Origin of the sequence: Fischerella sp. PCC 9605, from assembly GCF_000517105.1 — a bacterium.
Taxonomy (GTDB): domain Bacteria; phylum Cyanobacteriota; class Cyanobacteriia; order Cyanobacteriales; family Nostocaceae; genus PCC9605.
This window is the reverse complement of the sequence record NZ_KI912149.1, coordinates 1129986-1143951: the sequence shown is the minus strand read 5'-3', so window position 1 is coordinate 1143951 and position 13966 is coordinate 1129986. Positions and strand designations below refer to the sequence as shown.

General features: G+C 42.2%; 14 protein-coding genes. 8 read left to right on the top strand and 6 right to left on the bottom strand.

What is annotated here, in order from left to right; all coding sequences use genetic code 11:
• Nucleotides 1-69 precede the first annotated feature (69 nt).
• Complete coding sequence (locus tag FIS9605_RS39880; RefSeq protein ID WP_026734160.1) at nucleotides 70-441, top strand: SidA/IucD/PvdA family monooxygenase; 372 nt, start codon at nucleotides 70-72, stop codon at nucleotides 439-441.
• Nucleotides 442-926: 485 nt separating this feature from the next.
• Here the strand turns inward: FIS9605_RS39880 and FIS9605_RS0119850 are convergent, their stop codons facing one another.
• Nucleotides 927-2207 (bottom strand): glycosyltransferase, encoded by a 1281-nt coding sequence (locus FIS9605_RS0119850; RefSeq protein WP_026734158.1) that lies wholly within the window; start codon nucleotides 2205-2207, stop codon nucleotides 927-929.
• Nucleotides 2208-2560: 353 nt separating this feature from the next.
• Between FIS9605_RS0119850 and FIS9605_RS45350 the strand changes: the two genes are divergently transcribed.
• On the top strand, nucleotides 2561-2767 hold the full coding sequence (locus FIS9605_RS45350) for a hypothetical protein (RefSeq protein WP_026734157.1): 207 nt from the start codon (nucleotides 2561-2563) through the stop codon (nucleotides 2765-2767).
• On the top strand, nucleotides 2761-2862 hold the full coding sequence (locus FIS9605_RS41105; RefSeq protein ID WP_082209807.1) for a hypothetical protein: 102 nt from the start codon (nucleotides 2761-2763) through the stop codon (nucleotides 2860-2862). Before FIS9605_RS45350 ends, FIS9605_RS41105 begins: the two co-directional genes overlap by 7 nt.
• 6 nt (nucleotides 2863-2868) lie before the next feature.
• Here the strand turns inward: FIS9605_RS41105 and FIS9605_RS0119835 are convergent, their stop codons facing one another.
• The 4 genes from FIS9605_RS0119835 to FIS9605_RS0119820 all read right to left on the bottom strand — a co-directional run bounded on the left by FIS9605_RS0119835 (nucleotide 2869) and on the right by FIS9605_RS0119820 (nucleotide 7414).
• The gene (locus tag FIS9605_RS0119835) at nucleotides 2869-3666 is read right to left on the bottom strand and encodes a GNAT family N-acetyltransferase (RefSeq protein ID WP_026734156.1); all 798 of its coding nucleotides are present in this window, start codon (nucleotides 3664-3666) and stop codon (nucleotides 2869-2871) included.
• 71 nt (nucleotides 3667-3737) lie between these two features.
• Nucleotides 3738-5072 (bottom strand): hypothetical protein, encoded by a 1335-nt coding sequence (locus FIS9605_RS0119830; protein WP_026734155.1) that lies wholly within the window; start codon nucleotides 5070-5072, stop codon nucleotides 3738-3740.
• Nucleotides 5073-5414: 342 nt separating this feature from the next.
• Nucleotides 5415-5585: a photosystem II assembly protein Psb34 gene (gene psb34, locus FIS9605_RS42845; RefSeq protein ID WP_035139964.1), complete on the bottom strand. Its 171-nt coding sequence runs from the start codon at nucleotides 5583-5585 to the stop codon at nucleotides 5415-5417.
• Between the two features lie 404 nt (nucleotides 5586-5989).
• Nucleotides 5990-7414, bottom strand: coding sequence for a 1-acyl-sn-glycerol-3-phosphate acyltransferase (locus FIS9605_RS0119820; RefSeq protein WP_026734154.1), 1425 nt, complete (start codon nucleotides 7412-7414; stop codon nucleotides 5990-5992).
• 59 nt (nucleotides 7415-7473) lie between these two features.
• Between FIS9605_RS0119820 and FIS9605_RS42840 the strand changes: the two genes are divergently transcribed.
• Nucleotides 7474-7626 carry a hypothetical protein gene (locus FIS9605_RS42840; protein ID WP_155960466.1) on the top strand — a complete coding sequence of 51 codons (153 nt, stop codon included), beginning with the start codon at nucleotides 7474-7476 and terminating at the stop codon, nucleotides 7624-7626.
• Here FIS9605_RS42840 and acsF read toward each other — a convergent pair.
• A complete protein-coding gene (acsF, locus tag FIS9605_RS0119810; RefSeq protein ID WP_026734153.1) occupies nucleotides 7623-8699 on the bottom strand; it encodes a magnesium-protoporphyrin IX monomethyl ester (oxidative) cyclase in 1077 nt (358 codons plus the stop codon). The two genes, FIS9605_RS42840 and acsF, sit on opposite strands and share 4 nt — an antisense overlap.
• Before the next feature lie 407 nt (nucleotides 8700-9106).
• On the opposite strand from acsF, the gene FIS9605_RS0119805 reads away from it, so the two are divergent.
• From FIS9605_RS0119805 to FIS9605_RS0119790, 4 genes are all read left to right on the top strand, one after another.
• Nucleotides 9107-9832: a biliverdin-producing heme oxygenase gene (locus FIS9605_RS0119805; protein WP_026734152.1), complete on the top strand. Its 726-nt coding sequence runs from the start codon at nucleotides 9107-9109 to the stop codon at nucleotides 9830-9832.
• A gap of 338 nt (nucleotides 9833-10170) precedes the next feature.
• Nucleotides 10171-11553, top strand: a complete 1383-nt coding sequence (gene hemN, locus FIS9605_RS0119800; protein ID WP_026734151.1) for an oxygen-independent coproporphyrinogen III oxidase — start codon at nucleotides 10171-10173, stop codon at nucleotides 11551-11553.
• 773 nt (nucleotides 11554-12326) lie between these two features.
• Nucleotides 12327-12953 carry a hypothetical protein gene (locus tag FIS9605_RS0119795; RefSeq protein WP_026734150.1) on the top strand — a complete coding sequence of 209 codons (627 nt, stop codon included), beginning with the start codon at nucleotides 12327-12329 and terminating at the stop codon, nucleotides 12951-12953.
• A 73-nt stretch (nucleotides 12954-13026) separates the two neighbouring features.
• Nucleotides 13027-13665, top strand: a complete 639-nt coding sequence (locus FIS9605_RS0119790; RefSeq protein WP_051470075.1) for a L,D-transpeptidase — start codon at nucleotides 13027-13029, stop codon at nucleotides 13663-13665.
• Nucleotides 13666-13966 lie beyond the last annotated feature (301 nt).

The window sequence follows — 13966 nt, the reverse complement described above, 5'->3', positions numbered from 1 at the left end:
CAGGATTATCAATCAAGCTTTCCTTAGAGTTCCCATGCTGACACTATCTGTATCAAGATCGGCTATCCCATGCCTGAATCCTATCCAGAGTGGCCGACAGCAGAACAAATGCGGAATTACTTGCAGTCCTACGCAGACAATTTCGGTGTCACCGAGAGGATTTGTTTTCAAACAGAAGTTATTAATGTTTCTAGAAATACTCAAGGAAGACCAGGTTGGCTAGTGACTGTCAGGTTCAAGGACGGTTTGGAGGAGAACTACGAATTTGACTTCGTTCTAGTTTGTAACGGTACATTCAGCATTCCTAAGATACCCTCGATGCCTGGTATGGAAGAGTTTATAGCTTCTGGAGGCGAAATTCTTCACTCTACTGGGTTTAATGACTCGTCTCAGATTCAGGATAAACGGGTGGTGGTTGTGGGTTTTGGCAAGTCATACTAGGTTGCACTCAAAGATAGTACTTCCCTCACCCCGTCTGTCGGCACCCCTCTCCCAAATTGGGAGAGGGGAGGGGGAGAGGGCACAAATTGCTATATTTGAACACAACTTGGTATCAGCACCGATATTGCAACCTTTGCTGCCAGTATTGCACAAGAATGTACCCTTGTCTTCCGTCAGGTGATGTGGAAATTACCGAGATTTTTCTTGGGCATGGTCAACATTAAACACGTTTTGTTAACGCGCTTTGCTGAGGCATGGTTACCCTACCGAAAACTGAAAGGTGGGGAACTAATATTGCACACTCTAGGCAGACCATTAGTTTGGGCTTTTTGGCGAATAAATGAAATGATTGTGCGGCTACAATTGCATCTAGATGCTTGTGGTATGGTTCCATCCAGACCTATGAAACCGGTAAATCCATCTGTGTACAACCAACTGCGACTATAATCACAAGTTAATACAAATGTCAATAGTTTTCGACATAATCAGAACTCAAAATTTATGACTGGTTCTCTACTCGATACCGCCTGTTCAACAATATCAGCAGCGCGACAGACACCACCTGCACGGTGAATAGCATCTTGTAATCGAACTGCATTTTGCTTATAAGACTCTTCTATCAGTACAGTTTGGATGGCGTTTCGCAATTTAGAAACACTTAGACGAGACAATGGTACTACTTCTCCAACACCCGTCCAAGCAATCCTCGCGGCAATTCCAGGTTGTTCATCTGAAATTGGAATTGCAACCAACGGTACAGCGTTACTTAGTGATTCCAAAGTAGTGTTTAATCCAGCATGAGTGATGGTTAACGTTGTCCTCTTCAGTAATTCTAGTTGTGGAGTATATTGAACAACTAATGGCTTTCCAGGTAGATTAGACAGTGTGTCTGGTTCTAATGCACCTCCCAAAGAAATAACCAGTTGGGCGTCTATTTCCTGACACGCTTCCGCAATTATGTAGAAAATATGCTTAAGACGATTGCGGATTGTTCCCATCGACGCATAAATCAATGGTTGTCCAGTCAGTTTCTCATCAGGAAAATCAACTTTTTGCCGCCCTATAGCATCATGAAAAGGCCCGGTGAAATAAAACCAAGGAGGTAATTTGCGATTTGGGAATTCAAATTCAACCGGATGTTGACTAATTATGGCTAGTTTGGAAAACAGATCGTTGAAATTTTTATATGGTGGTAAATTCCAGATTTGGCGATGTTCGGATATAACCTTCCAAACTGGTTGGATGAGAACTTCAAGCAGTCGATATGCAGCAATATTTCGCAAACGTGCCCACCAACCAGGATTATAGCTCCACAGTGTATTGACAGGTGGAATATATTCATCTTGATAGAAAGTTAGGGCGCTGCACACGGTTACGAATGGTAGATTGAGATGTTCTGCGATGGTTCCTCCTTGAACCGCAGACATATCAACCAGTAACGCTTCTGCACCTGATTCTTTGATAGCGGCTGGTGTATCTCGAAAACCAACAGCTACCATCGTCCGAAATGATTCTATTGTATGGCGTAATCCAGCAAATCCACTCAGTTTTCCCTGTTGTTCAAATAGTTGGGTATCTTGTTTTAGCGAAAACTCAGCCTCGCCGATTGCCCGGAATTTGAACCCTGCTGCGATCGCTTTTGATTGCACATGGGGGGCACTGAAGACTGTAATTTGATGTCCGCGTTTGTGTAGTTCATATCCCAATGGAAACAGTGTGTTGATGTGCCCCGTTGCACCTAAACAGATCATACCGAAGTGAGTCATGTTCGCTGCCCTCAATTCGTTTCACAGGAATATATATAACGAGTGAAATCAATGAGAATTAGTGGCTTAGGACAGCTTGAGAAGGTAACATTGCTCTTGACATAAATTGAACAAACAAGAGTAAAAAATTCCCTTTTTAAGGGTTTAAACGCTTTCATCTCATGTGTCACTTAGCAAATTGCCACATAAAGATAATTACTTTTCTTTGCAGAAGGATTTTGATGAGTAGGGCGATCGCCATAGGAACAGACTCAAAACTATGCTCTCATCGGTAACTTCACGACAAATGCCAGACACCAATAGTTAACTTCTAAGCTTATCATCATACCGGACAACAGCCAAAAGCGATCGCATTGTGTCAACAGCTAGCAGCAAGTCAAAATCCCCAGATACAGGCTTGGGCACAGGAAGCTATGGTGTTTCTATCTGCTAAGTCTGAGTCAACGCCTGAAAAAGAAACTACTCCCCAAAAGCCTACTCTAACACCAGAACAAGCAGCCCAACTACTACAGAGTATCCAGAAGATTTATTTGAACCGAAGCTATACAAAAGCATGTTAAGCTTTACCCCAATGCGGGAATATTTTGAAAACATCCAGTTGATGCTGGGAATTGTGGAAGACTTGAATCTCAACAGACGCATTTGGAAAAGTTAGGGATATCTATAGTGCCGTTGGCTTTAACTGGAGGGAATACTCTTCATAGGTATTGACGCATTCAAAACCCAGTTTAGTGTAGCAGGCGATCGCACTACTATTATCAGCCTTGACATTCAAACCTATGTAATCCACTTTTCGCAACAGTTTTTGGCACAGCTTGGCACAGACTACCCTCGCCAATCCTTGTTTGCGAAACTGTGGGTGTGTGGCGATGTTTCCCAATGCTGCTACTCTGTAAGATTGAGAGTACACATGCACGCCCGCTGCACTCATCAGAACTCCTCCATGCCTGATGCCATAATAATGGCCAGTCTCCAGCATACGCGGTTCAAACCAATTTTCTGGATAGCTGACACGATAGAATTCTTTCAATTCCGCCTCATCTGCAACTGACAGGGGTATGACATCTGAAGTATCAAACGCATCTAAACTTGCCAAATTGGTCAAAGCCATTTTGTGATGTAGACCGTGCGATACTATTTGGTAGTCATCTGCAAGCACAGTTGCCACATCTCTACTCAAATGAGCATAAAACCGCTTTGGCAACAAATGAATTATAGAATGCAGCAAATCTTTCATCAAATCTGTGGATTCTTCAGAAAGTCCCAGCAGAACAGGTAGAGATGTTCCAGTGTACAGCAAAGCTAGCTGTGTAATTTCGTCATTTTTGGTGAAGGCGTACCAAGCCGTGTAGTGCCAAAAAAAGTCGTCTAAATCTCCTAGAGAATATAGATGAAGAAACGGATGGCGACGGAGGAAAGCTGCTATTTTATCTTTATCGTGTATGCTTAGCGCCTTCACTGTTTTCTCCCCTCAATTTATAGGGAAAACTCCCTACATAATGCAAGATTAGCTATTGCTTATGCATCCCCTTACAATTTTTGGAAACCTTTTGTTGCCTTCTTTTGCCCTTTACTCTTGGATTTAGATTTTTGAACTTCTCCAAGGGCTTCTTGAAATAGATTATGTAAATGTAGGGGTACGCTGGCAATTTCTGGTAGTTCTGGCTCTATAGGTTTACCATACTCTTGCAACAGTGCATCTAAATCATTTTCTAAGCTAAACTCTGGACGCTGTAGAACTGTTTGCAATATCTTTTCTAGTGAAGTTGGGTACTCTGCGGCTAAGCGATACCAGATAAAAGCATTTATCTTTTTGTCTTCCAGATAGTGGCGAATGAGTTTCTCAGCACCTTCAATGCTTTGCCAATCCTCTGCTGCTAATATTGTTTTGACTTTATTGTAGGTTGGTAAAAACATCTGCCCCCAACGAGGATGAGAAAGTGCTGTCACCTCTTCTGCTTTCTTGAGTTCGGCAGGTAAATCAACTTTTGGCATTACCATCTTGGCAGTGCTGGTTTTGTTATTGAGTAATTGGGTTACTACTTTGGCGTCAGTACCCATTTCTTGGGCTGCTGTTTTGATTTCCTCTTCGTCCACTCCTGCTTCTTGTGCTATTTCTGCTAATGATTTAGAGGGATCAATACCTGCCGCTGCTAAACTTTTCTCTGCCGTTATTTCCTGGAGTTCAGCTATCTTTTTGTTGAGTTGGTATCCAGGCATTGTGACTTCATCGCTACCAAAAAACTCAACAAACTGCTGATTATACTTTACTACCGACTGCCAAGCTTCTTCTAGCAAGTCGGGAGCATCACTGTAAAGGTGATTTTTGTAGTTATCTTTGAAATTTCCAATTGCAACGGCAAGTTTCGGTTTACCTAATTTGCCCATCTGTGTGTAGGGGCCAGAAAATGTCCAATAGGTGTCGGTAATGGGAGAAATGCGAGTCAGTAAAATTTCACCCTCTTTCAACCGAGACATTTCCTGTTGTGTTTTGGTGTTATTTGGTTTGACGATGTAGTGTTTGGCTGTGAGCCAGTTCATCAATTCAAAGCCATCAGGTAGAATTTTTGTGATGGCAAATAAGCCAGTGAAACTCTGATGCCAACTGTTAAGTAAGTTGCGATCGCTCTCTGATAATTCTGGATGACTTTGTACAAACACATCCAGTGGTGACTTGTCTCCAACTTTGCCTTCTATTGCAAAGCTGTCAATGGCCAACTCTTGCTGCACAGAATCCCCTGCACCACGGCGTAACTGTGCCGCTGCATAAGTTTCCAGCGCTTCTGCCATTTCGCCATCTGCATCCAAGACGAAATCGACTAAGGCTTGTTTGAGTTCGTGCGATCGCTTTAAGACTGCATCCACAGTTCTATCTCTCGGTTCCAACACTTAGTCGATTATAGGTTGCCAAGCATTTTTGCATCTAGCGATCGCTTAAATTTGTAGAAAAATAAATATTAGTATATTAGTGTCAATTTTGACAGTAAAAATAAATAACCTCAGCTATGACGCCGAGGTTAGGAATTAGGAGAAGTATATTTATTGATGTGATGGGAGATAAAAGATACAGTTACCGCATTACTGAATTAGAGCGGTATAAATAATTGTTAGTTGGTTGTTATTAGTTTTTTTGTTGTTTGCAACAATCAACAACCAACGCCTTCGTGTCAAAGTTTGTTATTAATACGCGCGCGCAAGTTATTTCAATTAGCTAACCACAAAAGCAACCAAAATTACAGCGGTGACGAATAAGGCCGCAACTGCACCAGCCAAAGCATAGCGATTTTGCTGTTCAGGAGAGGGGTAAGCAGCGTAATACATTTCAGGTTCAGTTGCGTAGTTGTTGAGAATGCCATCTTCGTTAACTGTGGTGTACATGGTTTGTTTCTCCGTTTTGTTTTCTTGTTGCTAACTTATGTAAATAAATATAACAATATTGTTACAAAGAGTCAATACAACTTGACACATAAAGGTAAATAGTATCAATAAAAGCTACTTATTACTTATTAAAGTTAGTTGGCGACAGCTGCGCGTCTATGGCGATCGCTTGTGTGACGAGTTGATGCCATAAAAAATCAGCCCACTCAGTTTCAGAAAATTTCCAGACTGGGTGGGCTGGAGAAGGGTGTAAGGATTTAGGGTGCTTAGTAAATCTGGGATTAAGCTGATGTGCATTTAAGTTGCATAATCAGGGCGGGCGAGACGCCCACCCCACAAGAGTTTGATTTTTTTGAGAATGCAAATTAAATGCCTTTTAGCTTAGCTACTAATTGAGTGAACGATCATGAAATCAACTTTTCTAAAGCGCTATGTAGTTTTTGCGTCAGTTCAGTAACCGCAACTCTTGCTGCACGACGATCGGATTGATAAGTTGACCAGTATTCTGTGACTGAGATGGGTTCACCAACTGCCATCTGTACCTGTCGCCAACCAAGCCGGGGACGTCCGGGCAGTTTTTTGTTACTCGTGATGCGAGCGATCGTATCGAATATCAATAGCGCTATTTCCGCAAATCGTTCAGCCGTAGGCTTTTCCTGCACATAGGTTCCGGTGACTGCGACAAAACTTTCCACCAAACGCATATGCCGCATCCGCAAGTCTGCTTCAGCTGCAACCCAGTCTGCAAGCCCTCGTTTGAAGCGTGGTAAAGCATTTAATTCTGGGATATCATCTCGGTAAATGTAACTCCAGCCAGCTTCCTCCAAGCGGCGACAACGGTCGATAAAATTTCCGTGTGGTTGTAATTCAAAATATTGTTCAGCGACTTTTAAAGCTGTATCCTGCAAGCGGTGAAGTCTTGCCACCAGTACCTGATTGGGATTGGCAGTTTTGTCAGTAGCGATTGAGATAGGTTCGGGTAGGTTTTGATGATAGAACCGCCGATAAAAATTTTCCATCTCTGTTAAGAGATGTTCTGCTAGGCGCAAGAGGCGTTGATAGAAAATCTCTTCCGGGTTGGATACATCAGACTGATCGATGCACTGCACTGACAAACCACAGTCAGCTTCCAGTTTACTCAACAGCCAATCCAGTTTTGACCAAGGTGGCTCAATGTAGGAATACTGGATAGAGATGGGTACAATCAAAACTTTTTCTGAACGATTCGCTTTGTGCAAGTCTTCAACACACCAAAACCCTAACTGAGCAACACCGGGTTCTAATGGGCTAACAATTCCACTATGACCATTGGTAGCACCTTCGGGTGCAACTGCGATCGGCATTTTGCCATTAGCAAACAAATCCCGCGCAGTTTGAATACCAAGCCGATCAAGTCGCTTACCTCGACGAATGGAAGTACCCCCCAAATGAGAGAAAAACCAACCTAGCCAATCTCCCGCCCACAGCAGCATCCCCCGTTCGTAGATGAAGTGTGAATGAATTGGGTATTGCAGCCAAATTCCTTGCTTGCGGGCAACTCGTGGCACCACTCGGGAAAGTAGGTAGAACATACAAAGTGGATCGTCTACCTCTGGATGGCGAAATGCCATCAAAAAGCGAACTTTACCAGCCTGGAATTGTTGATATAATTCGGCTAAAATTTCCGCATTCTTAACTTCAATGCGTGAAATCCCAGCTGGTAACCACGGTCGAAGCCGAAGCCGTAGCAAAAAAGGCAGCAACCACTGGGTAAGCTGGAGTACAACTGGGTTAAAGCGTTGCGGAATAAACTCTAGTCTTGGTTGGGCATGTTGAATCGAATCAGGCAAGGTTGCTCTCCAGATCGTGTCTTTAATAACGGTAGCGCTCTTTCACAAAAGAGCGTTTGATGACAACACTTTGTAACGGATGCGATCGCAAAATGCATCACGCATCTGTTACAAATCAAAGCAACTCTCCTGATTGTTGTTTGTTGTTAGTTGTTTGTTATTTGGAACCACCAACGACCAACGACCAACAACCCCAACCACCAACAATTTAATTAACTATTCCTCGCAATGTTTCTGCATCAATGGGTTTGATCAAGTAAAGCCGCAGTAAATGCCAGGTTGTGGAGAGGATGAGGGGTAATTTTTGGAAAAACTTCACAATACCTGGGCGATCGCTGTTGTTAATTTCTGCCAGCTTGAGATTATTGTCTGAACACTTTTCCAGCCGATCAAAAAAAGCTGGGTGTCTAGTATTCAATATCACCGGAAATGCCCGTGCGGAGGTTTCGTTTGTCTTGTCAATGACTTGAATGTTGTACTGTTGCGGATCTATGCCTATAGATTGATAAAAGTTTGCCCGTTCAAATACTGTCAAAGTATGGGTGGCAAACACCGATAGCAAAAAGAAACGTACCCACAAACGCGCTTTCCAGTTGTTCCACAACTGAGGTTGCGATCGCAGTAGCGCTTTAAAGAAGTCTCCGTGACGGTTCTCATCCTGACACCAACTCTCAAAGTAACGGAACAGTGGATAATATTGATTTTCTGGATGTTTCTCTAAATGGCGATACATAATGATGTAGCGCCAGTAACCAATTTTTTCAGATAGGTAGACAGTATAGATAATCCACTCAGGAGGAAAGAAAGTGTAAGTACGGTATTTAGTCAAGTAGCCCAAATCTAGGGAAAGATTAAAATCCGCCATTGCTTTATTCAAAAATCCCGCATGACGTGCCTCATCCCGCGCCATAAAACCAAAGGCTTCTGACAAAATGGGATTGCGATCTTTGAGTCGGCGCGATAACTCTTTAAACAGTAGAAATCCGGAAAACTCGGAAGTGCAGGAACGTTCCAAAAAGTCAATAAATGCGAGACGCTTTTCCCCGTCAATGCGATCCCAATTCTGCTGAAACTCTTCATCACGCACGAAGTGATGGCGATTATAGTCAGTCCGCAATTCCTGGACAATTGCCTGCAACTCAGTTTCATTCGCCGAAATGTCCATCTGCGCCACTGCGTCAAAGTCAGTGGTGTAAAACCGGGGTGTTAATAATGTTTCCTTAACCGGCGCTTTAATACCTGGCTTCAGCAAATCCGGCTGTGGGGTGGGAAGAGACTTAACCATAGGAGATTACAATTTTTCGTTTTATAGCTATAAAAACATAAAACTTTATTAATGGCGATGATTTTGTTAAATTAATTTAGAAAAACATTTTTAGTCATGAGCTTCGCTACTGGAAGTAATTATGGTATGAATGCTTATTTCACAACTATTTTGGGTCTTTCATCTGGGCGTATCTGTAGCTATCACCTGAGAAATATGAAAAAATATTAATAACTATATGACTATTGAGATATTAATAGTTAAATGATTTTGGTAGAAATCAACATGGCTTGGGTCTGCATCGGTGGTGGTGTCAGTTGACGGTCGGGTGCAGATCCTTTCCTAAACCTAAATAACGATTCTTCAACGCTGGCGTTGACAGTGAACTGGTAGGGATCAGCTTGCGTTTTGAGATGAAGGAACAAACAATGAGTAGCAATCTAGCCATAAAACTTCGTACAGGAACTCATAAATCCCACACAGCTGCGGAAAATGTGGGATTTATGAAGTGTTTTCTTAAAGGAGTTGTAGATCGAGGCTGCTTCGCCAAATTTTTAGGTAACTTGTATTACGTTTACAGCGAACTAGAAGCGGAAATAGAACGACACCAAGATCATGCCGTAGTTGGCGGCATTTATTTTCCGGAACTAAATCGTCAAGCCGCTTTAGAGAAAGACATGGAGTTCTACTATGGTAAAGATTGGCGATCGCAGCAAATCAAACCATCTCCCGCAGCCCAGAACTATATTGCCCGTATTCGAGAAGTTTCTGCTACTGCACCTGAATTGTTAATCGGACATGCCTATACCCGCTACATGGGCGATCTTTCTGGCGGTCAAATGTTACAGAAAATTGCTCAGTCAGCCTTGAAGTTAGAAGATTACCAAGGTACGTCTTTTTACAATTTTGAGGAAATTCCTGATAAAAAGGCTTTTAAAGACAAATATCGTCAGGCATTAGACGCACTACCTATCGACGATGCCACAGCAGAAAAGATTGTCGCAGAAGCTAATAACGCGTTCTGGTTCAATATGCAGATAGCTCAAGAACTGGAAGGAAATTTAATTCAAGCAATTGGTCAAGTCTTGTTTAATGCCTTAACCCGTGGACATAACAGTGGTAGCACCGAACTAACTAATGTGGGAAAAGGGTAAAGGGCAAAGGGAAAAGGTTTTTAACCCCCTTTAACCCTAGCCCTGTCAAGGTGGGTAAAAAACGAACCCAAATCTCAGTCAACAAGACTATTTTCTTCTTTGTGTCTTGGTGTCTTAGTGTTTCAAAAATGATTTTTTCACCACCCTTCGGGTTCGCCAGTCCCCCCTAAAGGCAGAAGCCAAGACGGGGGCTGGTCTCACCAAGACACTAAGCTTGCCCTCGAGCGCAGCGAAGGGACACCAAGAAAAACTCATTTCAAGACTTACGCCTTGACAGGGGTACCCTTTAACCCTTATCCCTTCATCTTTAAAGTAATATATTCACTGGAAACAACTCAATGGTTTTTCAAATTCCTGGTGTGAAGTTCGACATTGATATCATCAAGAAGTACGATATTCCCACACCCAGATACACCAGTTACCCACCCGCTACAGAACTAACCGAAACATTTACTGAAGCTGATTTTCGAGATGCGATCGCCACTTCCAATCAAAGGAAAACGCCTCTGTCTTTGTATTTTCACATACCCTTTTGCCAGAGTGCTTGCTACTTCTGTGGCTGTAACGTAGTAATTTCCAACAACAAAAATATTGTCAAACCTTACCTAGAATATGTAGGTCGAGAAATCAGGAACACAGCATCTTTGCTTGATGCAGATCGCAAAGTAGTTCAGATGCATTGGGGTGGAGGAACTCCGAATTACTTAAGTCTGGAACGGGTAGAACAGTTGTGGAACAATATAACTCGCCACTTCAGCATCGACCCACAAGCAGAAGTCTCAATAGAAATTAATCCCCGCTATGTAGAGAAAAACTACATTTTCTTTCTTAAAGAGATTGGCTTTAACCGCATTAGTTTTGGCATTCAAGATTTTAATCCGCAGGTGCAAGCGGCTGTGAATCGCGTCCAGTCAGAGGAAATGCTGTTTGAGATCGTGGACTGGATTAGGGAAGCGGGGTTTCAAAGTGTGAATGTAGACCTAATTTATGGTCTACCGTATCAAACTCACCAGAGCTTCAAGGAGACAATTAAAAAGACCATAGAATTAGACCCAGATCGCATTGCAGTCTTTAACTTTGCCTACGTGCCGTGGCTGAAGCCAGTGCAAAAAAATATTTGCAAGGATGCGCTACCACGACCGCAGGAGAAGTTAGAGATTTTGAAAATGACCATTGAGGAACTGACGAATAGCAAGTATCTCTTCATTGGCATGGATCATTTTGCCAAACCCCATGATGAATTAGCGATCGCTCAACGCAACTACACACTCAAGCGCAACTTTCAAGGCTATACTACTTGGGCGCAAGCAGAACTCTTTGGTTTTGATGCTACATCCGTCAGTATGCTAGAAGATGCCTATGCTCAAAATCACAAACGATTAAGTGATTATTACCAGGCAATTGATGCAGGACAGTTACCCATCGCTAAAGGCATCAAACTGAATTGGGATGACACGATCAGACGGGATGTAATTATGCGTATCATGTCTCACGCCAAGCTGCATAAACAAGACATTGAAAACAAGTATCACATTTGTTTTGATGAGTATTTCTCTAAAGAAATCAAAGCATTGAAAAATCTAGAAGCAGATGGATTAGTTACCTTATCAAATAACGAGATTGGCATCACCGAAATCGGCCGGTTATTAGTCAGAAATATTGCCGTTATTTTTGATGCCCATCGAATCATGCGGGATCAAAAATTCTCTCGCGCCATTTGAGCAAGGGTGAAGTTTATCCTGATTAAGATGCCCAATTGGCATCTACTGGGGACAAAGATTATTCAGTTTTCAGTACATATAATTAAGAGTGAGGCTAAATTGGAATCTAGCTCAGCTATTGCCATACAAAAATTGCTTTTTTCTACTATCAATTAGACTGAAAACTAAATTGATTTTGTTTATCATTTAAGTAATTTAATTCAAAAATACTGAATATATATAGCGGTTTGCATTTGGATAGAATACACCTCACCCCGCCCTAACGGGCACCCCTCTCCTTGGTAAGGAGAGGGGCAGGGGGGTGAGGTTTGTATTTCACTGAATTGAAAATAGCTATATAATTGATATTTTCGCTCAAATTCTTATTGACTTGTCCAATTAAATTGGATATTATTAAATTTTAGAGACTTTTTTATTATTACTAAAAAATTGTGTTAACTAAGGAGTTAATGCACGGTTTTTTAGTCAAGTCAAGGAGGTTACTTCCTTACTTGGAAATGCAGTTACGTGCTGTCCTATCGACGCAAATCGCGATCAAGTCGAGTTTATTGAATCGCAAAGCTTGACCAGTTTTACTGATAAATTTGCTTCCAGGAAGCTTTAAGTTACGCAGACTGATAACGCAGTTAGAACTTTGGGTATAGAAGATTTTGGTGTGAGGTTAGCAGCGCCTGTCTAAGTTAGGCGCATAGTTTTATACCCAATAGTAAAAAATTTATTGTCTGATTAACACTCAGTCCTCTATCACTTAATCGTTATTAGGATTGAAGCAAATGTGGAACAGACTTTTACTACTATCGGTAGCGCTATTACCCTTGTTTGCCGTAGGTAAAGCTCTAGCACTACCAGAGAGCATTTCGCAACTATCATCCTTATCTGTACCTAGAGCGCAGCAGCCCCAAGCATTAAAACTAGTGCAGCAACAGGAAATCCAACAACAACAGGAAATCCAGCAGCAACAGGAAGTCGACCAACAACAGCAACAGGAAATCGAACAGCAACAAGAACAGCAGGAAGTTGAACAGCAAGAGCTTGTTGGTAGGGTCTACAGTGTAGTTGGTGACATAGTTATGATCGAGCTGGACAATGGAGAAACCAGACATGTCACTGTCCCTCGTGAAGAGCGAGTGCATATGGGACAGATTGTCGGTCAAAGGGTAATGATAAACACTGACCCTTCTGAATGGCTCATTACTTGGGCCCCTTCACCAGCTCCAACTCCAATAGGGGCGAGCAACGTTTCAGAAGTATATCGAAGTATTATGGAACGGGAAACTACGCAGCGCGTACCAGTCGTTCCGTCTCCTACCCCAGAAACTCAACCAACACAACCAACGGAGCCAGAACAACCAACAGAGCAACCTACTCCTGAGACTGAGATTGTTCCCCAAACTTGGTGAAGGATGTCTCACAGATAAACTATTGCAGTTGAAGATAAGGCGGTTGTTCGATCTTGTCGGCTGAGGTGTCACAATGCCGATTTACAGGATAGTAGGCGCTTTGACCTGGAATTTTCTCCGAGACATGTCATTGTTTCTAAGTTTGTTCTCTATTGGTTTTGGTGCAACAATTCTAATGCTGTGCGTCTCTAAGCAAGTAATTGCGCTTGAGACTGAGACTCAATCTCAAACAAACCAATTCCATAAATTAGAGTTACCTTCAATTGAAGGCAACTCTACGTATTTTCCAGGTCAAGCAAATCCTTCTACTCATTCAAATAATCTTGACACTCACTTAGTTGTGAAGCTGAGCGATCGCCAGGTTCATGTCTATCGCCTAGACAAGTTATTAGTTAGCTATCCAATTGCTATAGGTAAGCCGGGATGGCGCACCCCTGTTGGTACTTTCAGGGTGTTCTCTAAAGAAAAAAATCCTATTTTTAAGAGTTTCAAAACTGGTAAAATCATCTATCCTGGGCCAGATAATCCATTGGGAGCAAGGTGGATTGGTATTTGGACAGATGGAAAAACCCAACTTGGGTTTCATGGTACTAATCAAGAGGAATTGATTGGACAGCCAGTTTCCCACGGTTGTATTCGCTTACGGAATCAGGATGTAATCGCTTTGTACGAACAGGTAACTATTGGCACACTCGTCACGATACAACCTTAAAGGAAGACCGAAAATTTTGGGCGCTGGAGATACCACGTAAAACCCTCTCGCAGGCTGGGAGAGTGGGAGTAAGGGCAAGCTATAAGTAATTACACGGGTTCGATATATATAAAAAAGTTAAGAAATTGGAAAAATTAGTTTGAAGTTATCAAAATTTAGCTAGGTGACTTTATTGTTGACATATACTCTTCAAGTTTTTGACATAACTCCGAAACATCTGAGTTTTAACTTAAACATAATCAGTTCTAATCAGTTCTGACTGGTGATGATATACCTAATAGTCGCCTAAAGATTTCTTTTC